This window comes from Candidatus Hepatobacter penaei (assembly GCF_000742475.1).
In the GTDB taxonomy this organism is placed as follows: Bacteria; Pseudomonadota; Alphaproteobacteria; order Holosporales; family Hepatobacteraceae; genus Hepatobacter; species Hepatobacter penaei.
Genome location: NZ_JQAJ01000002.1, coordinates 1 through 21,756, shown reverse-complemented (window position 1 = coordinate 21,756; position 21,756 = coordinate 1). Strand labels below are relative to the sequence as shown.

The 21,756-nt window shown below is 49.5% G+C and carries 19 protein-coding genes, 1 tRNA gene and 2 pseudogenes; 10 read left to right on the top strand and 12 right to left on the bottom strand.

All coding sequences use genetic code 11. The features are described 5' to 3' along the window. Nucleotides 1–222 precede the first annotated feature (222 nt). From IG82_RS06875 to IG82_RS0102000, 4 genes are all read left to right on the top strand, one after another. Nucleotides 223–1,410, top strand: coding sequence for a glycosyltransferase family 92 protein (locus IG82_RS06875; protein WP_216476124.1), 1,188 nt, complete (start codon nt 223–225; stop codon nt 1,408–1,410). Between the two features lie 193 nt (nt 1,411–1,603). After that, nucleotides 1,604–3,130 carry an F-box protein gene (locus tag IG82_RS0102015; RefSeq protein ID WP_031933985.1) on the top strand — a complete coding sequence of 509 codons (1,527 nt, stop codon included), beginning with the start codon at nt 1,604–1,606 and terminating at the stop codon, nt 3,128–3,130. Between the two features lie 574 nt (nt 3,131–3,704). Then, nucleotides 3,705–3,965, top strand: coding sequence for a hypothetical protein (locus IG82_RS0102005; protein WP_156095311.1), 261 nt, complete (start codon nt 3,705–3,707; stop codon nt 3,963–3,965). A gap of 125 nt (nt 3,966–4,090) precedes the next feature. Then, nucleotides 4,091–4,351, top strand: coding sequence for a hypothetical protein (locus tag IG82_RS0102000; protein WP_031933982.1), 261 nt, complete (start codon nt 4,091–4,093; stop codon nt 4,349–4,351). Between the two features lie 245 nt (nt 4,352–4,596). Here IG82_RS0102000 and IG82_RS0101990 read toward each other — a convergent pair. The 3 genes from IG82_RS0101990 to IG82_RS06865 all read right to left on the bottom strand — a co-directional run bounded on the left by IG82_RS0101990 (nt 4,597) and on the right by IG82_RS06865 (nt 5,714). Continuing rightward, nucleotides 4,597–4,672 (bottom strand) — tRNA-Lys (locus tag IG82_RS0101990). 198 nt (nt 4,673–4,870) lie between these two features. Next, on the bottom strand, nt 4,871–5,188 hold the full coding sequence (locus IG82_RS06870) for an FkbM family methyltransferase (RefSeq protein ID WP_172642855.1): 318 nt from the start codon (nt 5,186–5,188) through the stop codon (nt 4,871–4,873). After that, a complete protein-coding gene (locus IG82_RS06865) occupies nt 5,169–5,714 on the bottom strand; it encodes a class I SAM-dependent methyltransferase (protein ID WP_156095310.1) in 546 nt (181 codons plus the stop codon). Before IG82_RS06865 ends, IG82_RS06870 begins: the two co-directional genes overlap by 20 nt. Nucleotides 5,715–6,011: 297 nt before the next feature. Between IG82_RS06865 and IG82_RS07310 the strand changes: the two are divergent. The 5 genes and pseudogenes from IG82_RS07310 to IG82_RS0101950 all read left to right on the top strand — a co-directional run. Next, a pseudogene (locus IG82_RS07310) lies at nt 6,012–6,982 on the top strand (GTP-binding protein); the annotation flags it as partial. A 3-nt stretch (nt 6,983–6,985) separates the two neighbouring features. Next, nucleotides 6,986–7,838 (top strand): large ribosomal subunit assembly factor BipA (locus tag IG82_RS07305; protein WP_496109469.1); only part of this gene is annotated, 853 nt, incomplete at its 5' end. A 205-nt stretch (nt 7,839–8,043) separates the two neighbouring features. Beyond that, nucleotides 8,044–8,238, top strand: a complete 195-nt coding sequence (locus IG82_RS0101965; RefSeq protein ID WP_031933981.1) for a hypothetical protein — start codon at nt 8,044–8,046, stop codon at nt 8,236–8,238. 82 nt (nt 8,239–8,320) lie between these two features. Then, entirely contained in the window at nt 8,321–9,349 is a 1,029-nt protein-coding gene (locus IG82_RS0101960) for a PfkB family carbohydrate kinase (RefSeq protein WP_156095309.1), read from the top strand. 252 nt (nt 9,350–9,601) lie between these two features. Then, nucleotides 9,602–10,213 (top strand): hypothetical protein, encoded by a 612-nt coding sequence (locus tag IG82_RS0101950; RefSeq protein WP_156095308.1) that lies wholly within the window; start codon nt 9,602–9,604, stop codon nt 10,211–10,213. Between the two features lie 61 nt (nt 10,214–10,274). On the opposite strand, the gene IG82_RS0101945 is transcribed toward IG82_RS0101950, so the two are convergent. Both IG82_RS0101945 and polA read right to left on the bottom strand, forming a co-directional pair. Next, a complete protein-coding gene (locus IG82_RS0101945; RefSeq protein ID WP_031933977.1) occupies nt 10,275–10,859 on the bottom strand; it encodes an alpha/beta hydrolase in 585 nt (194 codons plus the stop codon). A 70-nt stretch (nt 10,860–10,929) separates the two neighbouring features. Further along, complete coding sequence (gene polA / locus IG82_RS0101940; protein WP_031933976.1) at nt 10,930–13,521, bottom strand: DNA polymerase I; 2,592 nt, start codon at nt 13,519–13,521, stop codon at nt 10,930–10,932. 197 nt (nt 13,522–13,718) lie between these two features. Between polA and IG82_RS0101925 the strand changes: the two genes are divergently transcribed. Continuing rightward, the gene (locus IG82_RS0101925) at nt 13,719–15,035 is read left to right on the top strand and encodes a porin family protein (RefSeq protein WP_156095307.1); all 1,317 of its coding nucleotides are present in this window, start codon (nt 13,719–13,721) and stop codon (nt 15,033–15,035) included. Between the two features lie 375 nt (nt 15,036–15,410). Here IG82_RS0101925 and IG82_RS0101915 read toward each other — a convergent pair whose 3' ends face one another. The 7 genes and pseudogenes from IG82_RS0101915 to IG82_RS0101895 all read right to left on the bottom strand — a co-directional run bounded on the left by IG82_RS0101915 (nt 15,411) and on the right by IG82_RS0101895 (nt 21,545). Further along, nucleotides 15,411–15,884, bottom strand: coding sequence for a phasin family protein (locus tag IG82_RS0101915; RefSeq protein ID WP_031933973.1), 474 nt, complete (start codon nt 15,882–15,884; stop codon nt 15,411–15,413). 113 nt (nt 15,885–15,997) lie between these two features. Further along, nucleotides 15,998–16,504 (bottom strand): hypothetical protein, encoded by a 507-nt coding sequence (locus IG82_RS0101910; RefSeq protein WP_031933972.1) that lies wholly within the window; start codon nt 16,502–16,504, stop codon nt 15,998–16,000. Nucleotides 16,505–16,756: 252 nt separating this feature from the next. After that, on the bottom strand, nt 16,757–17,068 hold the full coding sequence (locus IG82_RS07330; protein ID WP_281172856.1) for an adenylosuccinate synthetase: 312 nt from the start codon (nt 17,066–17,068) through the stop codon (nt 16,757–16,759). A gap of 37 nt (nt 17,069–17,105) precedes the next feature. Continuing rightward, nucleotides 17,106–17,786: pseudogene (locus IG82_RS07325) on the bottom strand (adenylosuccinate synthetase). Next, entirely contained in the window at nt 17,786–18,172 is a 387-nt protein-coding gene (locus IG82_RS07320; RefSeq protein ID WP_052545601.1) for an adenylosuccinate synthetase, read from the bottom strand. The pseudogene IG82_RS07325 and the gene IG82_RS07320 overlap by 1 nt, the downstream one beginning before the upstream one ends. Nucleotides 18,173–18,492: 320 nt before the next feature. Continuing rightward, nucleotides 18,493–19,596: a globin domain-containing protein gene (locus tag IG82_RS06570; protein ID WP_052545600.1), complete on the bottom strand. Its 1,104-nt coding sequence runs from the start codon at nt 19,594–19,596 to the stop codon at nt 18,493–18,495. Then, nucleotides 19,593–21,545 (bottom strand): hypothetical protein, encoded by a 1,953-nt coding sequence (locus IG82_RS0101895; protein ID WP_031933971.1) that lies wholly within the window; start codon nt 21,543–21,545, stop codon nt 19,593–19,595. Before IG82_RS0101895 ends, IG82_RS06570 begins: the two co-directional genes overlap by 4 nt. Nucleotides 21,546–21,756 lie beyond the last annotated feature (211 nt).

The following is a 21,756-nucleotide window of genomic DNA, read 5'->3' as shown; positions in this document are numbered from 1 at the left end:
TGTCCAGTTCCCAAGAGAGAAACACTCCCCTACGGCTTTTCTTCACGGCCGCAGGGGTGGAGGAGGTGATGCCTTGCGTGCGCCTGACTGAAAGCGCATCGGGTTGATCCGCAGGCAGACACCTTTTTATCTTTTTTTTCTAAAAAGCGACATATACTGGCGACAAAAATGATGCTAGTATGCTGATTTTATGTATTTTTTGTCATGCGTACGTTTCTTTGGGTGGCATCGCTTGTCTTTTTTATAGGCCTGTCTATTTGGGGGACTCGTTACTATCGGGACGGGCGCATCCATCATCACTGCGCCGAGCTTTTTGATGCAGATTATTATGTGGCGCGTTATCCAGAGGTCAAATCCTCAGGTCTGTCACCCTTTAAGCATTATATGACCGTGGGGTATAAAGAGATGAAGAACCCCTATGCCATGTTTGACGCCGCATTTTACTGTGCAACGTATTGCTATGAGCCGTGGTTTGTAACAAAACGTCCCAAAAATCCGTTGGTCAATTATGTGCGCTTTGGCAAAAGAAAGGGGCATATTACGCACCCCTTGCTGGTGAAAAAAGTGAAACGCCTTGAGAATCCAAAATACGACCTTTGCGTAGTGGCGATGTTCCGCGATGAAGCGCCTTATTTGAAGGAGTGGATTGAATATTATTTGATGATGGGCGTCCAGCATTTTTTTCTCACCAACCATTTCAGTCGAGATCGTTATCAGCAAGTTCTAAAGCCTTATATTGAAAAAGGCCTGGTGACACTTTACGAAGTGCCTCTGTCTGATAGGCGGCATTTTGATACAATCAAAGCTGAGGCCTATGATGCGGCAATTCGCTATTTGCGTGATAAAGCAGAGTGGCTTGCGATCATTGATACAGATGAATTTGTCATGCCTGTCAAGGATGACAATCTTGTTTCTGTTTTAAAGCATTATGACCATCACCCAGCGGTGTTTTTTAAATGGAAATGCTTTGGGACATCAGATCTTTTTTTGAAAAAAGGAGATCTTCTTACCGAAAAGTTGGTTTGGCGGGAGCGCCTTGTTGATCATGGGGAGTATCCTTGTGGCATGAAAAGTTTTGTCAAGCCTCGGTATGTCAAAAAAGCTGATGGGCAGCATCTTGTTAGCCTTTATGATGGCTATTTTTATGGCAACCCTGTCTTGGGAGAGAAGCCCGTTCATCCTCAGGTTGTCGTGTACCAACCTTGGCGTAAGGATAGCCTGGCGTTTATTTATCACTATACGTTGCGAGATGAGCACTTTTGGCGTCAAGTGAAGGGCCCCCGTACATTGCGCCAGCGAAGAGAAGAGGCTGTTTACATCCAAAAGCGCAAAAAACAATACAAGGCGGTTGTGGACACTTCCATGCATCGGTTTGTGCCAGAGCTCAAAAGGCGCATGGCTGCTCAATAGAGGGGGGGCGCTTCAGAGACACATCGCATGGACATGCGCGCGCCAGAGGCCTTTCTTGGGCAACCCGCTCTTGACAAATAGACAAAAAGTATAGTAAAAACAGACAATTAACCTATATTTTGTTGTGGTTGTTGTGAGACGATTATTCCTGATTTGTGCACTTTTCTCCCCGTTTTGTCAGTTTCTAGGGGCCATGGACCCAGGTGCAAGCCCTGATGATCATCTTTCATTATCAACGGCGTCCTCCCATCCTTTGCCTCAAAACTTCCGTAGAGCCCCCAAAGGCACATCAGAAATGTGGCAAATTCTCCATTGTTCAGAGATAACCCGCTTCTCTTTTTGTCTCATCAAAAAGGGCATCAGCCTGAAGGAACACAGTTTGCTTCCACACCATGAGCGTGCGCCAGTTTACCAAATTTTTGAAGGACCAGTCTTCAAGACAATACGCTTTGGCATAGACGACCAGTTCAGAGTGATGAATGTGGATCAACATCCCTTGTTAGGGCAGGCTCTCAGAGAAGACTGCTGGCAGGATTGTTACACCAACGTTCGCACGTTTGCGCAAGAGCAATACGAGGAGCAACATGGCCCCAATGCTGCAGAAGAAACAGATTTTTATGTGTCCTTTTTTCTTGAGAACATCTATTTTTTACCAGATGTCTCTCTTGAGGGGGTGAATACTCTCCACCTCAGGGACGTTAACCCTGGCGTGAATTGGGAAGACTTAAAAGCACCTAATAGTGAAATATTTTTCCTCAAGAACAGGTTTCCTATGTGGCGTGCGCCTAACTTCCTGGACATGGAAAGCAAGGTGTTTGTCATGACTTACCCCAACTTTAAAAGGGTTCGTGTTAACGATCGCATACACCGTGTACCTGTACCCTACACAATTCTTTTTCATGCTGACGGCCACCTTACTGCTCCGCCAGATAGATCGCATTCCCTTTATTTAAGAATGGGGTTTTGGGGGGAAGTCATGGATGATCATCCTTTTTCTATCGCCAAAGAAGACCAAACACCCTTTCGTTTCACTTTCTTTCCTCAAACGGAAGGCCAAACCTCAGAGTCCACAAAAATAAAGGCACCAGAGGCATTAACGCTCTGTGATCTGCCGCCAGAGCTTATTCAAGGTGGGATTATGCCATACTTAGACACTGCGTCCATACTTGCGCTTTCCCAGACATGCACTTATATGCGCGATAACGTTCAAATCAGGAGTAAGGGCGTTGACGCCTTTGTGTACGCACCAGCCCTTGCAACAGCACAAGGGTTTGCACTCCAAGACCTCTCAACCGCTATTTCACAAAATAAAAATATTGACCTGACATGCGCTTTACTAAACAACAACGGACGTGTGACAAACGAAGAACCGTGGACAATGGAGGTTGAGGAGCGTCATCTTTCAACCAATAACGTTAAGTCCATATTTCGTGAGGTTTTAAAACTCGGGTTGTGCATCAAAAGTAAGCAATCCGGGATGCTGATTGCGAAAGGTGAGGGTATCCTTGTGGGCCATTGCGGTCAGATCTTCTCCGATCAATACATTGCGGCCCTTTCAGGCATTGTGGATGAAGGTGTCCGCCGTTACTTTAGATTGAAAAGACAGCATGCAGAAAGCATCTATGGGGGCAACAAGGGTCCAGAGGTGGGTGGTGACCTTGTCGCTTCAGAGGCTGCGGATCCTGGGGTCGCTGATGCCGAAGCCGGCCCGTGCCTATGACCTTTGTCTGTCATGATATGCCCGCAAGGCAGACGAACCCCGTTTTCGCACTGGGGTAAGTGCTTGACGTGCGGGTGGTTTCCAGATTTGACGGTAGACGTGCGCAAGGCGATTGACAGCAACAAAAAAACTTCTTAACAACGCTTGGAAAAGTTTGAACACATTCAATGCGCGTAAAATAATGAATTGAAAATACAATACATTATTCAGTAAAGTTGTCCTTTGTATTGTTTATGATGGTTATTTGTTGATGGTGTATTTTTTCCTATTGTGCGTATCCATTCTTTTTTCCTCAGGAACGCAAGCTGCCTTTTATCATGAAAAAAATTCTGAATTCGATCACGTGGTGTACGCAACAGCGTTTCCCTTTGTGGGAAAGATATCAACCTTGCGTGAAAATGGTTCTTACTCTGGAACGGGGTCACTCATAGAGCATGAAGGCATCCAGGCCGTGTTAACGGCTAAACACGTTGTAAAAGACGCTCTGTTTCTTTCTTTTCAGTGAATGGATTGGAAAAAAAACCTGCCTCACTCTTTTCAAATCACACAATGGAAACAAGTTGGTAATGAAGATATGGCCCTTTGTTTTCTAGACAAGAGGGTAGATTGTATTTCCCCAGCCACCTTAGACACAAGCAAATATGACGAGCTAGACGATTGCCTGATTGCAGACCTTGTTGGCTATTCTTCTTTTCATGGAAAATACAGTGATTCACTTTTGGGACGTTATGTCGAGCCTCAATACTCATTACTTCCGCTGGCAGGCAGTTTGTTTATAGAAAAGAAAAACAGTGTATGGGAGGGGAATTTTTTTCAAAAAAAACTGATGATTTAAACTATCCTCCATCTGTCATACCACTAGACATATCCCCAAGCCCTGGGGATAGCGGTGGGCCCTTTTTAAACAATGAGGGGCATATTATAGGCATAACGAGGGCAGGCCTTAACGATCTAAAAGATATGTCTTCTAGATATGGGTGGCGTTTTATCTGTCAAGGTTTTTCTAACCCCTATATTGTCGCTTTTTTTGAAAAGCTGGGTCAATGTATTCCTTCGATGCTGTCCCCCCTGCGTTCTGGGATTCAAAACTTTTTCTTGCTTCCAGAGTTTAGTGTGATGTGTGGAGAATTTTGTCCTGTTGCGCCCAACCTTGACTTGATCAAGGCTATCATTGAAGAACGCAAAAAAAGTGATCGTATGAATGCTTTCCAGGCACATTGAGACTGCCTTTACACACCTTGTGCGACGTTTCAAAATAAGGTCTGTATGATGCCAGGCATGGGGAGCAGCCATGTAAAAGGGGAGGGCTAGAGACTCCTTTTCTCTTTCTGTGCAGTTATGTCAGGGCTTCATCATGTGAACGTGTGTGCGTCATCAAGCCATGTCAATCGGACTCACCGTGATGAGCGTGTGATGACCATTTTGTTTTTGGAAAAATCGAAAAACTTTGGAGGCCAGGGGAAAAGTGGTGGGCGCTACAGGGTTCGAACCTGTGACCCCCTGATTAAAAGTCAGATGCTCTACCAGCTGAGCTAAGCGCCCTCACCATCCCTTGAGCATAAAAGGATCACACCATGGGGTCAACCGTTTGATGACCAAAATGACAAAGGCGTGAGCGTTTCACCATGTTCTTGGGCGGGTGTCTCAAAAGAGGCCTGTGTTCATGTCTCGCATCGGGTGCATGAACGAAAGGGGACGCACCACAATCAAAGTCACGGCCCCCAGCCCCCTAGGTCGCGTTTAAGAGCCCCGAGGTTTTTGGGTTAAAAACCGCTTTCTCACGTAAAGGGCATCTCCCCAGCTGAACATATTCACAATCGTGTTGACGCGTCGAAACCCTTGGTTAAGCAAAAAGGCGTCAATGTCTTCAATCAGCGCGCACCCCTTATAGAGCTCTGTGCACGAAACCTCTGTAACAATGGCGTCGATGTTTTTCAGGGTGTGTGTGGCCCCTTCAAGGGCCATAAGCTCCGCTCCTTGAATATCAAGAACCATGACATTTGCTGGTTTTTGGAGGGAGTGCTCGGCCAAAAAGTCATCAAGGCGTTTCTGGTTCACCGTGATGGTGCCGGTTTTTTTGAACGGAAGGGTGGGCATTGAGATGCTCGTTAAGCTCTAAAAGAGAGCTAGATTGCCCGCCATTAGACGTGACGTGGAACGTGGCTTCCTCATTCACATTGGAGGCAGCAAAAATAGCCACCTTCGATCCAGGGTGCTCGCGAATGTTTTGTAAAATTGCCGCCTCATGGGTGGGGTCCGCTTCAATCCACAAGATGTCTTTGATCCCAAAATTTTCATAAATGGGTAACTCTTGGGCATTGTGGGCACCAATGTGAATAATGCCTTGTCTTGGGATATGGAAGGTCTGATAAGCAAACCGCAACAAGGTTTGCACAGTATGCTCTTCAACGCTGACAAGCGTGCGCACCTGGCGCAAAATGGCCGTGTTTTTTTTCACACTTTGATGAGATGACCACAGGAAAAAGAGGAAGGTGATAGCAAAACAATCCTGAGACAGCCCAAAATACACCACGGCGCTTGGATAAAGGAGAGGAAGGGGACATGCATTAACCCATTTTGTCACGTTTTCTTGACAAAGAATTAACAAACAAACCATTGTGATACAAGCATTTTTTGATTTTTGCCTGTGACCGCGTAACACGCCTCTGCCAAAAAGTCTGCTTTTTTGGCAATAAGAATGGGGTCATGGGATCTGAGCAAAAGCGCCTGAGCCTTAGAGGTCACCGTGTGACATCAGGGGGGTGAGCCGTGCATCACCGTGGATCGGCATGGGTGATCAGGTTAGGGCTTGTGCGCAGGGGCGTCTTGTGCGACCATAAAAGAGACAAAAAAGGCAATGAATGGCTGCACAGGCCCCACTATGACAGATAATCTTCGCAATATTGCCATTATTGCGCACGTCGATCATGGCAAGACCACCCTTATTGACGGGCTTTTAAGGCAAAGCGGCACCTTTCGTGACAACCAAGAAGCGCCTGAGCGGGTGATGGACAGCCATGATCTTGAAAAAGAGCGCGGCATCACCATTTTGGCCAAATGCACCTCGATTCTTTGGGAAGACACACGCATCAACATCATCGACACACCTGGCCACGCTGATTTCGGCGGCGAGGTGGAGCGCATTTTGTCGATGGTGGACGGGGTGGTGTTATTGGTGGATGCCGAAGAAGGGCCGCTGCCCCAAACAAAATTTGTGCTTTCTAAGGCGTTGCAGCGAGGGCTCAAGCCCATTGTGGTGATCAACAAGGTGGATCGTCGTGACGCCCGCCCCCAAGAGGTGGTGGATGAGGTGTTCGATTTGTTTGTGTCCCTTGATGCAACCGAGGCGCAGCTGGACTTTCCCATTCTCTATGCCTCGGGCCGTGATGGGTGGTGTGCGCCCAGCTTGGAGGCTCCGCGTGAGAATCTCAAGCCGTTGCTGAGCACCATTCGTGATCGTGTGCCGGCCCCGGATGTGCGTCAAGAAGCCCCATTTTCTATGCTGGTGACCTTGATGGAATCGAATCCTTACCTAGGGCGCCTGTTAACAGGGCGCGTCGAAAGCGGCATCGCCCGCGTGAACGAAGCCTGTCGTGTGCTTAATCTTGAGGGCGGCGTGGTGGAAGAGGGGCGCCTGGTGCGGCTCCAGACCTTTTCTGGGGTTGAGCGGGTGTCAACAGACCGCATTGAGGCAGGCGAGATTGTCTCGATTGCCGGGCTGGCCAAGGCTTCGGTGTCTGACACGGTGTGCAGTCCTGAGGTGAGCACCCCTATTGCCTCCACACCCATTGATCCGCCCACCATTGCGGTGACCATTTCGGTGAATGATGCGCCCTTTGCTGGCCAAGAGGGNNNCAAGGTCACATCACGTATGATTCGTGATCGCCTCGAGGCCGAGGCAGAAACCAATGTGGCCATTAAGATCAGTGAAACGGCTGGCGGTGATGCCTTTGAGGTGGGCGGCCGAGGTGAGCTTCAGCTGGGCGTGTTGATTGAAACCATGCGCCGAGAAGGGTTTGAGCTGTCGGTGTCGCGTCCCCGTGTTTTGTACCGCACCGATCCTGACACCGGGGCCAAGCTTGAGCCCATCGAAGAAGTAGTGGTGGACGTGGATGAAGAATTCTCTGGCACCGTGATTGAAAAACTCAGCGCCCGTAAAGGGGAAATGCAGGATATGCGCCCGGCCGAAGGTGGCAAGGTGCGTCTGACCTTTCATGTGCCGTCACGGGGGTTGATTGGGTATCAGGGCGAATTTTTGACAGACACCCGCGGCACGGGCCTTCTCAACCGGGTTTATCTGAACCACGCGCCTTTCAAAGGGGCCATTGTGTCACGCCGCGGTGGCGCGCTGATCTCTAATGGCAAGGGGGATGCAGTGGCCTATGCACTGTTTAATCTTCAAGAGCGCGGTGTGATGTTTGTGTCGCCGGGTGACAAGGTGTATCAAGGCATGATTGTGGGTGAGCACAACCGGGAAAATGATTTGGAAATCAACATCCTCAAAGGGAAACAGCTCACCAACGTGCGCGCCTCGGGCACCGATGAAGCCATTCGCCTGACACCGCCGCGTGTATTGTCTTTGGAAGATATGATCGCCTATATTGCCGATGATGAGCTGGTGGAGGTGACGCCGCAAACCCTGCGCTTGCGCAAAAAATGGCTCGACCCTCATGATCGCAAACGTGCGCTGCGCAAAGGTTATGCCTAGTCGCAACGGCGAGTGGCACTGACCAGGGGCAACCTGATCAGGGAAATGACCAGGGACACATCATGAGAAACAACGACCAACGTGCGTGCTTCTGGCGGACGCGCGCGCTTTTTGGCAAGCGCTTTACATATAAAAAAACGCAAAGGGCCGTTAAGGGCCCCGTGCGTTCACGGTTTTTGCATCCATCAAGGATGCGTTGTGATCTATGCGTTATGATTTTGATTCAGAAAAATTGCATTATCCGGCTGGGGGCCATCAACATTCTGTGGGGGACGGTTGGCCAGCTCATTTCTTCTCGCCCGTGCTTTTGGCTCCTTTTTTCTTTGTGTTGGTGCTGAGAGAGTCTGCTGCTGCCGCCTTTCTTAGGTCGTCACAAGAAAGCCTTTTCTTTTTTATCTGATAAATTTATTTTTTTGAAAAAAAGGTTTCGTTGTATAAAATTTGGCTTTATTTTTATCTTTTTAAATAAAAAAGGGGGGTGTATGCACGTTATTCATGTCTTTTTAGGGTTGTTGCTGGCGCTCGGCAGCTTTACGCCTGTATGGGGCGTCAAGCCAACCTGGATCGTGGGCATTGGTCATGCGCTTAAAGACAGGCATCATGCGTGCGTGCCCTCGTGCGCGGCCATAGTGCCTGAAAAACATACCTATGTCTCGTCACCCGAGGCGGTGGCGTCTAAGGCCTCTGCCTGCGAGTTGGTGGATGAAAAAGCGGGCGGCGTTGTGGGCAATACCTTACGCTTGATGAAGGGCGCGCTTGATGCGCAAGGCGTGACAGATTATAACTTCGCCATGATCGGCTCTGTGGGGGCTGATGATGATGTGTTTGTACCGACCCTTCAGAAAGAGGGGATCGCGTGGTGGGGGCAAACCCTTGAGGCGCAGACCACAGGGGTGTGTGACGTGTTTTTGCGCAATGACACCCGTAGTTTTTCAGTGCAGTTAGGGGCCGCAGCTTATTTAGATGTAGAGACAGCAAGGCAGCACTTTCAAGGTAAAGGCATTCGCCTGTGTTTTCTGGATGGTTTTTTGTTTTCACAGCTTTCGCGTGTAGATTCTAACCAGCTATTCTACCTGATTTTCCGTCATGTTCCCAGAGAAAACCGGTTCTTACTTTTGCCCAGTAAGGAAGTGCTCGCACAGCAGCAAAATATTTTTTTGGGACGCCTCTTGCCGCATTTTGCCCATATTGCCGGTAATCAATCAGAGTATGACGCTTTGTTTGAAGGCGGTGTCGGGAGTCTTCATGCCTATATTCAATCACTCTCTAAAAGCACCGATACTGTTTTTCGCGTCACCCATGGGGACAAGGGTTCTGATACGTTTGCGAGGGGGAGAAAATATACCCACGATGCCTGTTGCCCAACACAGATAAAGACCACATCTGGCGCCGGGGATGCCTATGTGGCCGGTTTTGAGTGCGCGCGCCTTTTGAAAAAACCGTATAACCTATGTGGACAAGAAGGCGCCCAGCTTGCGTCTCAATTGATTGGTGGGGAGGTGTCTCTTTAATGTCTTTATTCTTTCGGAAGGATAGATTGATGTGTTTTTGGCTTAGGCTCTTTTGGCTGTGTGGCTTGTGGGCAAAGGCTTGGGGGGGTGTGATCTCCGTGTCATCCATAGACCTCTTGGGGGAGGAGACAGGGTTTGTCTCCAAAATGACCCTTATGCCCACATCGGATGATTTTAATGGAAAGCTGGTGGCCCGCGATGAGATCATGATGTGCTCTGCGGGGTTTAAAGTGGACTCACATTCACAAAAAGGTGACCTTTGTGTTTTTTCATCGGGCTTCGTTGCCTTGGCGGGCATCTGATGATATGTGTGACTACGCTGTATATACACCTCAAGAAGATGTACCTTTTGTCCTTTTTGACTCTTCTGGTGACCTGACAGCGAGGTTGTTTACACACATGATGGCAGGAGCGGGGTGCGGACAGTATGAGGATAGGCTTATGGCCTATCTGGCGTATCGGCAGGGTTTAGGCCATGTTTATCATGTCATGGATCAAGCCCCGGCAGGAACCTCGTTTTGTTATGGATATGAACACGGTGAAGGAAGGGGTCGTGTTGTACGCATCAACGCTATGCAGCATGCTTACCGTTTGGGGGCCGGCGTTTTTAATACGTGGCTCAGGGGAGATCAAGATCATGGTGATGGGCAGCTTTGGCCTGTTTATCTCCACCCCCAAGCAATATACCTGGCAACGTCGGGTTATCAGCGGTTTTGGTCTACGCTTTCTTCCTCTATGCGTGCTGTGGAAGAGGGCATTGAGATAATCAAGCGAGGTATGGATGACCTAAGGGTTGCGCTTTTCTTAGCACAGAGCCTGGCACGTGAGTCTCTCACCGTAGGTTATGCTTATCGCGACACTTAAGATGCGTCACCCTTTTTGTACGTGCATACTTTTCGGGCATGGGCTTCTGGCGTTTGCCCCCTTAACGGTGAGAGGCGAGCTGTGTCAATTGTTTGGAAAGGAGGTCTGGGGGAATCGTGTGGCCGCCCTCAAAGGTGTGAAGGGTGACGTCAAGGGGCGTGCCCTTTGCGCTGCGCAGCATGTCGTGTGCCTTGTCTCCATAGGGCTGGTCGCTGGGATCAACCAAAAGGACAAGGCGATTGGCCGCCGGCGTGCCTTTCACGATGCCGCCAGAGGCAATGGCCACCAGGGGGACGGGCAAAAGTTTGTGCTGAGAAAGGGCACATAAGAAAAAACCACCATTAGAAAAGCCAATATACCCCGCCACGGTGATATCGCGGGTTTGGTCGTTGATATAGGCCCAGGTTTCATCCAAAAGCGCAGGGGTTTCTTGCGGCCAGCACAGCCTATTGCCCCATTGAGGGCTGCGTGCAGGCGGTACAAGGGCCAAAAAACGAAACCCATCGTGTTTACCAAGGGCATCAAGAAGGGTGCGGCTTCTTGTGGCCTTCTCTCCGTTAAAATCTTGGTTCAATCCGCACAAAAAAACCCACACGGTGGGTTGAGAAAGATCACCCAAAGGCACAGGGGGAAGAAGCGTTGTCATGAAAGGCTCACGGCATAGGCAAAGCGTAATTTTACCATAAAGCATCCTGGGTTTTTTGCAACACGGGCGGTTACGCGTGGGCCTCTTCCCATGACAGGCCTGTGGATGATGACACCACAAGGGGCACGTCCAGTGACGCCACGCCGCTCATGATGGTCTCAAGCTGGGGGATGAGCCGTGCAACCTCATCAGCAGGGCCTTCAAACAACAGTTCATCATGAATTTGTAGCAGAAGGGTGAGTTTAGACTGTTCCTTGGTTAAGAAAGCGCCGATCTTCACCATGGCGTCTCGAATAAAATCGGCACTGGTGCCTTGAAGGGGGGCATTAATGGCTAAGCGCTCAGCCATGCCTCTCAAGGTTGGATTCTTATGGTGGATCTGGGGAATATAGCAACGCCGCCCCCACAGCGTTTTGACATACCCTTTGCTCTGTGCCAGGGCAATCTGTGTGTCCATATAGGTTTTGATGCCAGCATAGCGTTCAAGATAGCGCTCAATATAATCTTTGGCTTTGTCTTGAGGGATAGCCAGGCGTTCGGCCAGCCCATAGGCACTGATGCCATAGATAATGCCAAAATTAATCATCTTGGCGTGACGCCTGAGTGTGGGCGTGACGTCTGCTAAGGGGATGGCAAACATTTCAGAGGCTGTTTTTTGATGAATATCCTCCCCGCGCTTAAAAGCCTCAATCAGGGGCGTGATGTGGCCGATGTGCGCCAAAAGGCGCAGCTCAATTTGGGAATAATCAATGCTTAACAACACGTGGCCTGGGCTGGGGATAAAGGCCTTGCGAATGTCGCGTCCCTCGGGCTCGCGGATGGGAATGTTTTGAAGATTGGGTTTGATGGAGGCCAACCGGCCTGTGGATGTGCCGCAGGCAAGAAAGGTTGTGTGCAGTCTTTGCGAGCCTTCGGGCAGGGCGTGCAACAGGCCATCTACATAGGTGCTCTTGAGTTTAGAAAATTGGCGAAAGCGAAGCAGTGGGGCTGTTATGGGGTGATCCAGCTTTTCTAAGACATCGCTATTGGTGCTGTAGGTGCCGGCTTTGCCCCGCTTTCCCACAGGTGTGAGGCCGAGTTTGGTGAACAAAATCTCGCCCAGCTGTTTAGGTGATGCCACGTTAAATGTGGTGCCTGCCAAAGAAAAAATGGTCTGTTCTTCGGCATCGATGTGGGTTTGAAAGGTGTGACCCAGGCGCGTAAGCTTGGCTGTATCTAACAAGATGCCTGCCTGCTCCATGGATGTCAGCACGGTTTGCAGTGGTTTGTCTATTTTTTGATAAAGCGCCCACATGGCGCCCTCTCTCAGGGCCTGCTTCATAAGCGGCATCACATGCCACGTGGCCCATGCCTCACACAAGGCCTCCTTGAAGATGTCCTTGATGGGCTCTTGTGGGCCTTCAAAGTGAGGTTCGGGCGTTTGTGTCAGGGCCTGATAATGTTCAAGCGCGTTTTTCTGTGACGGTCCTTCAAGTAGATAGGCCATAAGAAACGTGTCATCATAGCTGATATGAGTACCTGCGGATGTAAGGGACGCAGGGGCCCCATGCATAACATGCAGCACGCTTGGATCATGCACGAATGGCTCTTTGGTCGCAAGTGAGGGGCTGAGAATAGCGCCGCCAAGATCAGGGTGGAACAGCGCCCACGAAGGACCCTGTTCATCGCCATCCCTTTGCTCATGGTCATGGGTGGTGGCCAGCGCGATGATGCCTTTTGCGCGTATGTGTTTTTGCCAAAGTGCCCAGGTTTCGGGTGTGTCAATCCAGGTGAGAGGATAGGAGGTGGGGGAAAGCCCGTGTGGCTCGGAAGGTGCGCGCAAGCGTTTGACCAGGGTTTTAAAGTGGTTGGTTTCCAAAAAAGCTTTGGCGTGGTCATAGGTGATGCCGTGAAATTGCAGCTTTTCTAAGGGCACTGTCAGTGGCACCTGTGGATCAAGGCGCGCCAGCTGTTGAGATAAAAAGGCCTTGTCCTTGTGTTCGGTCAAACGTTGCTGAAGACGGGGTTTGGTGATCTGGTCGAGATGATGATAGAGATTGTCGAGGCTGCCAAAGTCATGGATCAATTGCGCCGCTGTTTTGGGCCCCACACCGGGGACGCCGGGGATATTGTCAGAGGCATCACCTGTCAACGCTTGAAAATCAATCACTTGACCCGGATCCACGCCTAGCTTTTTTCTGACAGCGTCGGCTTCTATAAAGGTGTTTTTGATGGCATCAAACATGCGAATATGCGGGTTAATCAGCTGCATCAGGTCTTTATCACTCGACACCAGCACGGTGTGAGATTCTTGTGCCGCATTTTGTGTGGCATAGGTGGCCATGATATCGTCGGCTTCAAAGCCATCACATTGAAGGCACACAAAGCCAAAGGCTTCACAGGCTTCATGCACCAGCGAAAATTGCACGGCCAAATCAGGTGGGGGTGGGGGTCTGTTGGCTTTATAGGCAGGGTCAATATGATGGCGGAAGGTGGGCGCTTTGCTGTCAAAAACCATGCCGAGCGCATCTATCTTGTGGCTATCTATCAATTTAAGCACCATGGATAAAAACCCATACACAGCGCCCACGGGGGTGCCATCGGGGCGCTCAAGAGGGGGCAACGCATGGTAGGCTCTGAAGATAAAGTGGGAGACATCCACAAGATAGACAGTTAAGGACATAATTTTTTCCCACCAATACAAAGAAAGACGCGTGTATTATTCGAAAAGGAAGGCCCATGGATGGTTGACGTCGCACGTTTTATCTAAAAAAATTCTTTTTTTTATGGCGCTTCTTTAAGAAATTGTTTACTTTTTCCAAAAACATTTTTCTTTGATGTTAGGGGGTTACCACAGTGAGGTCAACACAGCGTTCTTTCTTGAAAACCATATCTTTGGTATCGGGGGTTTTATGGTTGCCGAGTTTTGCTTTGGGTGCCGAGGGTTCAACATTGTCTATGCCGCAAATTGGTATTACAGGCTCGGCGGTTTTTAACATGTTTAGCGGCAGCCAGAGCAACCGTGAGATTGAAAAAGTCAAAAAAGATGCAAATACAGACGCATTGAGCTCTGATCCCTCCTCCTACGAGACAGGGGGCCCTTCTTTTACCACCGATAACACCAAAATTGCGTTTCAGGTGGATGGGCAGATGGATTTTGCCACCTTTCACCAGTGGATGGCCACCATGATGCTTTCGGGCGATCGCTTTGCCAAAACGCACTACATCGTGCCTCAGGCCTATATTTCTCTTTATTCTAAATATGCGACGCTGAACTTAGGGAACTATGCCGGCGTGGAAGACCTTATGTCCTTTGGTGGTGCGTCGCTTCTTGGGGGGACCGGGGGGTTTGGCTCCAGTGCTCACCGCGGGTATGTGGGGATCACCACAGGCTGTTATGCCAAGGTTGAGCTTGTGGGTGACTCGGATGATGCCACTAAATTTACCCTTATGACGCCGCGCTTTTGGGGCTTTCAATTGGGTGTCAGCTATACACCGGATACGTCTAAGATTGGGCGGAAAAACCGTGTTGATTTAGGGCCCATCTCTGATACAGATATTTATTATAACAAGCAGTTCTGGGGGTTTGGTGTGAACTTTGTAGAGTTTGTCACTTCAGATGCCAAATTGAGTCTTTCTGTCACAGGGGTGACGGGGTCACCGCGCACAGCGCAAACAGGGCCCAATGGTGAAGACATTTATTTCCACCAAACTAATGGCGTGACGGTGGGTGGAGACATCACCTTTGATAAAGTTGCCTTGGGCGCTGAATATGGATGGATGGGGCAAACCGCACAAATGAAAGGGAATTACCTGGTGGCCGCACCGGGTGTGGCGCCCTCTGAATATGTGGGGGCTCATGCCAGTGCGCCTCGGTTTTTTGACGTAGCCATCGCCTTCTTTTTCTGGGACACAAAACTGGCCTTAGGGTATTATCGCAGTGAGGCCAAGACAGGTTTTGCCGTGGATGGTAAGACAAGCAAGGCTGTGACGAACATTGGTAACGCGTCTTTAACTTATGCGGTTCAACCCGGTGTGCAGATTTATATTGAAGGGTTCTATCACCTCACCAAAAACCCTTCAGCGCTTTATGAGATGAGTTTGTTTGTCCAGCAGATGAAAGACTTCACAAAGGGCAATGTCATTAGGGACCAGCGTGCCCTTACAGGCGTTGTGGGCGTGAAAGTCAGCTTCTAGTAGGCAGACAAACAGACGGCTAAAGGGGTGTTTACACCTTGGGCATGGAGGGCATGTCTGGCTGTGGGCGCTCGCTTATCTCTGTTATTGCAGACCGTGTTGTCTTAAGCATCCTTCGTGTTTGTCTAATAAAAGAGCGTTTTGTTTGTGGACGGCGTGTTTATGAGGGGTGTTTGGGGGATCTCTTGTTTCATTCTTTTGATGGGGCTGTCTGGCTTAAGACATCTTGGGCCGAGCCCTTGATCGAACCTTTGGTCGCCTTTAGTGGCCACCTTTTTACGTCCCTTTGCCGGTTGTAAGAGACTTCAAAGCCTTCCCCCCTTCTCGTGCCCCTCATAGCTCAAGAGGCACGCATGAAGAGAGTGTGATTTTCCCTTAGTTTTCTTTGTGTTTTGACAAATCTTGTGCTTCTTGCAAGCCCTCATCAAACCTCTTCTTATAGCTGTTAAAGATTTTGGATGTGGATTGAGAAAAAAGCTCTGTGACTTGCTTATAGTGAGACATAGAGCGCTCAAAAGAGGATTTGATGGCGCTGACCATGGGTTCAGGGTTCATATTCTTGGGCATGCTGGCTTCGGTGAAAAACGTGCGTGTTTGACGGCAAATATCGTCAAAAGAATGTCGTGCATATTGACCGTTGAGCTGGGCCACATCACGTACCAGATCTGAGGCAGCTTGCTGGGCTTGCCGCACCGCGTCCATATTTTTTCTATGGCTGGCCAGCAAGGCCTCTAAGGGTAATTCTTTCCCTTTCCATTGAAATTTGTTTTGTGTGTCTTTGTGGTGGGCTTCACCAAACGTCTTTTGGTTTTGCCCTTCAAAGGATGTTTCGTTTTCTCTGTCTGACATGCGTCCCCCTTCACTGATGCTTCGTCAAAGCTACCTTTTCCATTATCCGACCAAATCATTTACGAATCCTTAATCATCTATGTTTCGGGCGTGTATATTGGGTTACGTTTAGCTTATATCCTCAGCTTTTCGGCAAGCGTGCGCTGCAGGCTCAGCACAGAGGTAAGATTTCCATCAATACGGGCCATGGTGGGCGCCAGATCCGGCGTGTCATCTCCCAACCACGTAGGGAAGGCTTGGCTATACACCCATGTCAGCGCATAAGACATACACATAGGCATAGGGCAGAAAGTGTGGGTGGACAGCGTGCGTGCAAAACTTTGGCGCATCTGAAGCATTTGTGCAAAAGCAACGTCAGGGTGGCAGGCCATCATGGCATAGAGTGTGTGCACGTGCTCTTTATGGGGGGTCAGGGCGTCAAACCGGTGCATGAGGCACTCGAAAAGAAACTCTTTTTCCTCAAGATCTGCATGTTCATCCTTTGGCCAGGTGGACACAAGAAGGTCGCTCACGCGGGCAAGCAGGTGGCAGGTGCGTTCATAGCGCGCGCTGCGTGTGCGGGTTTTGTCAGAAAGCACGGTGACAGCAGAAGATAAGATCGCCTCAAGTTCTTGCATCATGCCTCAACGTTAGGACCATAAAAACCACAATCGCCATAAAGCGCTCACCATAGGGACAACCTTATGGGTGGGGTTCGTTTCTGTCATCATAGTGTGGCGATCAGAAGCTTATATAGCGTGAACATGGCGTAGAGGATAGGCTTGTGTCAAGACTCCATTGCTCATGCACTCAGGGTGGTTGGTTATGGGCTGCTCTGATTTTTACGAGGTGCCGTTGATATATGTCATTGCGGCGAAAGCTGTGTGCCTTTCCTATGCGCGCATCTCCTTCCCTTTCTCGTGTTGCCAAGGATGGGTGATCATGATGCAGGCTTCACGGGTGGGGCCCGTTTTGATCATGCGCACCTTTTGGCCACAAAAATCCTCAATAAATTTCACAAACGCTTGAGCTTCGGGCGGAAGGGCCTCAAATGACTGAAGGTTGCGGGTGGGCGCGGGCCATCCATCAAGGTTTTTGTAAATAGGCTGAAGGCGTTTGTAGGCGGCTAAAGATGCAGGGATATAGGTCACCATGCGATGGGTGTCAGGGTCGCGATACCCCACACACACAGGAATCTTATCCACACCATCGAATACACCTATTTTTGTGAGCACAAGGCCATTAACGCCGTAGGCGCTGAACCGCTTCTTTGATGGCCACAAGATCAAGATAACCAATACGTCGTGGGCGACCTGTGGTGGCGCCATATTCACCTCCTTTTTCGCGTATAAGCTGATGGAGCTTGGTTGTGCGGCCATCTTCCTCAAGCATTTCTGTCAAAAAAGGACCTTCCCCCACGCGCGTGGCATAGGCTTTGGCCACCGCCCAGACATGGCGCAAAGCATGAGGTGGCACCCCTGTGCCCAGAGAGGCCGCGGCCACGCCTGTAGAACACGATGTCACAAACGGGGGGTGTCCCCATGTGAGATCAAGCAGCACCCCTTGTGCTCCTTCTAATAACACCTTTTTTCCTTAGGCACATGCGGTGGTTAAGTGCTGTGAAACCCCATCTTGCCCATAGCGAGCCACCAGTGGGCGTAATGTGTTAAGTTCCTGCATCACACCTGCCACAGACAGGGGCGTTAATCCATAGTGTTTGCGCCACACATTGTGCCACGCCACCACTTTACGCACTTTGTTTGTGAGTGTGCCTTGATCTTCTAAGAGGTCGCCACAACGCAACCCCAGCCTGGAAGAGAGGTCTACATAACCAGGGCCAATGCCCTTACGGGTTGTGCCAATGCTGTCTTTCTTGGCGCTCTCTTCTTGGGCTCTGTCAAGTTCAAGGTGAAAAGAACAAATTAACCAGCCCGCATGTCAATCACAAGCTGATGGGGCAAGATGGGGCGGCCCAGCTGTGCCTCCACCACCGCAATTTCTTCTCCAAGAGCTGCTACATTGACCACACACCCGGCCCCAATCACATTCACCACCAAAGGATTGATCACGCCTGAAGGCAGCATATGCAGGTTATAGGTTTTGTCGTGCTGCATCAAGGTGTGCCCCGCATTATTACCCCCATTAAAACGCACCACATAGTCAACCTCTTGAGCCAAGAAATCACAAACAGCTCCTTTGCCTTCATCACCTAAAAAAGAGCCGACCACCACCCATGAGGAGGCGCTTAATACACGATTGCCTCCCACAAATGCCCACGCGATGAGTAGCCCCCACAATGCCTTGTTCATGCTCTCTCTCCTTTTTTTCAGAAACAAAGCAAGGTATGTCTTTTATAGGTAAAAATCAATAAAAATGTTTCTGCAGGCAGACCATCGTTGCTAAAAGCGATAAAAGATCAATTTATGTCATTTTTTATATACATATTAACCAAAATATGACCGGGCTGCCGCAGGCACATTTCACCTCTGTTCTACTCAGAAAATGAGACACTCATTTCTTTTTCTGGAGAGAAGAATTCGTAGTGTATGTGATCTTTAGGTGTTCCCCATGTGTGAAGAATGTGTACCATTCTCTCAAGAAAACTGCTCGGGCCACAAATGTAGAAATGTCACTCTTTATTTGAGGATAACACAGATTTGAGGATATCTTCTGTGAGCTGTCCTTTATGATCGCACGTATCACCTTCTCGTGGCTCTGTATAGCATACAAACTGGCGGATGTGTTCGTGGTTTTGTGCTAGATCTTCTATATATTCCTTGAATGCGTGACTTTGTGTGTTTTGAGTTGTGTGAATGTAAAAAGTTTCCATGTGAGGATAGTGCGCAGCAATGTCACTCACCATACTTAGCATGGGCGTCAGCCCCACACCCGCACTTAAGAGAATGGTCGGTTCCTGCGTATCTGTTTTTAAAACAAAATCACCCACCGGTGGGCTCAACTCCACCACTTCCCCCACCTCAATTGTGTGTGCCATTTGTGACACAAGGCCATCGGGAATCCCTGGATCATGACTGACCCGATCTTTTACAGTCAGGCGATAGTGATCTTGTTGTGATCGACCAGATAGGCTGAAATTCCTCAATTCAAAAGAACGTTTCGGATCATTGGAGGGCACTTTAATGGCCACATACTGTCCAGGACAAAACGCTGGCAGTGCGTTACCATCTTTGGGCTTTAAATAAAGAGACATCGTGTTCCCGCTTTTCTCTTTCTTATCAATCACGAACGGACGAAATCCTTCCCACCCTCCTGGAATGTTTTTAACAGAGCGATAGATGTCAGCCTCACTTTGCACAAAAATCTGTGCCAGAAAAGCGTAGGCCTCTTGCCAGGCATCCAGGCACTCTTGCCCCGGATTCAAAACATCATCTATGGCCTTGAGTAGATTGGCCCCCACCACATCATAGTGTTCAGCCTTGATGTCTAAAGAGACATGTTTGTGGGCAATCTGGTTGATTCTCGGCCCCAGAGCAGCCAAATCATCGATATGCTCAGCGTATGCTAACATTGCACGTGCAAGAGATTTTGGTTGCTCACCCGTTTTATTATTAACTGGGTTAAATAAGGAGAACACCTCTGGATGATGCTGAAACATCAGATCGTACATGTGTGACGTAATAGAAAGCCCATGCCCTTTAAGTGCAGGAGCACAGTCTTTAACAATATTGATTTTGCGCTCACTTAACCTACTGGCGCTATTATGCTTGCTCATTTTCCCCCCATAACTGGCAATTTATGAAAAATACCGACGAGCACTACTTTTCTTTGATGAAAAGACAGCTGATTTGTAATCCACAGGTTCGGGGGTGTCACTCGCCTCACATCAAGGGCCGGGGGCTTAGCCTCTCGGCTCTTGACTATGAAAAGAGGTTGCCCAGGCTTTTTTGGCCTCTTTTTCAAGCTCAATAAGCGCAAGATAGGGAAGCACAGTGCCAGCCAGCTCCTGATAATCGGGGTGCTTATCCACACATCGGGCAGAAGGCTTTTCAGCAAACGCGGCTCGATCAGCGTGAGTGGGCCAATCTTAGTATCCGCACCGCTTTGCGTGTGAGTGAGTGTGAGGAAGGCATCCATAACCGTGGTGGGGTCCCCCTCGTGTTCACCTGTCCGCCGCTTTGCCTCAAACGTGATCTTAGCGGCAATCTTCACAGGGGGGAGGGGATGCGAATGGAGCCTGTCAAGCATGAGGCTCGGCAGGGCAAGGGGGTCATAAGGTAGGCTGAGCGTTTCCAAAGACTTATTGTTCTTTAATGTTCTGATACGATGGAGGTTCCATGGGCTTGCATCGAGTATATCGACATAATTCGCACCTATATGCGTCACCACCTTGTCTCCCCCCAGCGCCAGCGGGATCCTGTGCGGCAAGTGTGTGCGCAGTTCGGGAAAAACAGAAGTCAAGAATGCCAAGTGCTGGAACAAAGGGGGGTAGGCCACGATGGTGTGGGCCTGATCTTGGGGGCCAAGAAAGTCAAAAATCTTTCGCCACATTTCTGCCGGCATATAAGGGATCGTGAGGGGGCTGGGGTCTTCCCCTTCCTCTTGTAAAAGCATGACCACAGGGGCAAGGGCAGGGACAGCTCTCCCCAAAGCCGTCAAGGTATCTTGATGCGTCTCTTTCTCAGCCTGCGTTGCATTTTCAAGACGTTGTTGCAAAGACGCCGCCAAACGCCCCTCTGCCGCCTCAGGCAAGATCCATGCTCGTGATAGGATCACCTTGACGGCACGGGTGACAGTGTTGAGCCATGTTCCAAAATCAGCAATCTCAGGCCGCACATCGGCAATGTGTGAACGCGCTCCGGGCACAGCATCACAGGCCTTGCCCTCGTCACAAGGGGCCACGTCCTGACCTTGAGGGTTTTTACCCCTCGCGCCCTTATGCTCAAGGTCCTTAAACCAAGATATCCCTTGGATGCCAAAGGGCTTAACGTCCATAATCTTAAGGGGATTGTTTGCGGGCGCAAAACACCCCGCACCGAGGCAAGCGCCAAAATCTTTGAGCACGTATGTATCATGATGAGCATCATGTTGAATAGCATACCACCCCTTTTCGTCAAGGCCGCGACACATGAGACGCGGTACACCGGAACGAAAGCTCAGAATGTAGGAATCTTGGGTCGATAAAAAAGTTTGGTATGTGCTCACCTCAACCTCTTTAAACGCAGCAGGGAGATCAACAATCGGACACGGACCTGGAAGGAGCTCTTTAAGACGGGGCATGGAGATGGCGCTGAGCGCGTGATGGTAAAAGAGGGGGGAACCTTTTTCATTATGCCCCGTGAGCAAAACTCGTTCTACGAAGCGGGAGGAAAGAGGGGCCGTGTGATCATAGCGTGTACGCAGCAAATAGCATGAGCCCCTATTCCCAGGAGGCAGGCTATTCAGGGCCTGAAAAACATCATCGATGGTGAGGCTATCTTGCCGATCTTGCAAATCCTTACATAAAGGGTGATCCTTTGGGCCCAACTTTTTACCATCAACGTTAAGGAAGAACGCACCATCTGTGCTGTCCGGATCATAACAAAAAGAATAATATTGACGATCTGGTGTCTCAAACTTTGATACGCCCTTTAAGGCTTTCACTCGCGTGCTGTGATCAACAGGGGCCATGAGCGGGCCCGCCCAAGACGCCACACCAGCACAAAGAAATAACATAAAACGCATCAAAAACTTCATATAATCAATATATTAGCATCACTTTTGTGGCAACTATATGCCTTTTTAGCAAAAAAAAGTCAAGAAAAGGGAGCCTGCCCGTGGATCATCCCTACGTGCTTTCAGCCAAGCACACGCAAGGAGCGTTGATGTTGGGTGAAAAAAAGATACCCTGGTCGCAGAACTTTAAAAGGGCGCTTAGCTCAGCTGGTAGAGCGGC

Coding starts and splice junctions, on each gene's coding strand:
- IG82_RS0102015 (WP_031933985.1), top strand. CDS start 1,604: ATGGACCCAGGTGCAAGCCCTGATGATCATCTTTCATTATCAACGGCG.
- IG82_RS0102005 (WP_156095311.1), top strand. CDS start 3,705: ATGGCCCTTTGTTTTCTAGACAAGAGGGTAGATTGTATTTCCCCAGCC.
- IG82_RS0102000 (WP_031933982.1), top strand. CDS start 4,091: ATGTCTTCTAGATATGGGTGGCGTTTTATCTGTCAAGGTTTTTCTAAC.
- IG82_RS0101965 (WP_031933981.1), top strand. CDS start 8,044: ATGCGTTATGATTTTGATTCAGAAAAATTGCATTATCCGGCTGGGGGC.
- IG82_RS0101960 (WP_156095309.1), top strand. CDS start 8,321: ATGCACGTTATTCATGTCTTTTTAGGGTTGTTGCTGGCGCTCGGCAGC.
- IG82_RS0101945 (WP_031933977.1), bottom strand. CDS start 10,859: ATGACAACGCTTCTTCCCCCTGTGCCTTTGGGTGATCTTTCTCAACCC.
- polA (WP_031933976.1), bottom strand. CDS start 13,521: ATGTCCTTAACTGTCTATCTTGTGGATGTCTCCCACTTTATCTTCAGA.
- IG82_RS0101915 (WP_031933973.1), bottom strand. CDS start 15,884: ATGTCAGACAGAGAAAACGAAACATCCTTTGAAGGGCAAAACCAAAAG.
- IG82_RS0101910 (WP_031933972.1), bottom strand. CDS start 16,504: ATGATGCAAGAACTTGAGGCGATCTTATCTTCTGCTGTCACCGTGCTT.
- IG82_RS07320 (WP_052545601.1), bottom strand. CDS start 18,172: ATGAACAAGGCATTGTGGGGGCTACTCATCGCGTGGGCATTTGTGGGA.
- IG82_RS06570 (WP_052545600.1), bottom strand. CDS start 19,596: ATGAGCAAGCATAATAGCGCCAGTAGGTTAAGTGAGCGCAAAATCAAT.
- IG82_RS0101895 (WP_031933971.1), bottom strand. CDS start 21,545: ATGCGTTTTATGTTATTTCTTTGTGCTGGTGTGGCGTCTTGGGCGGGC.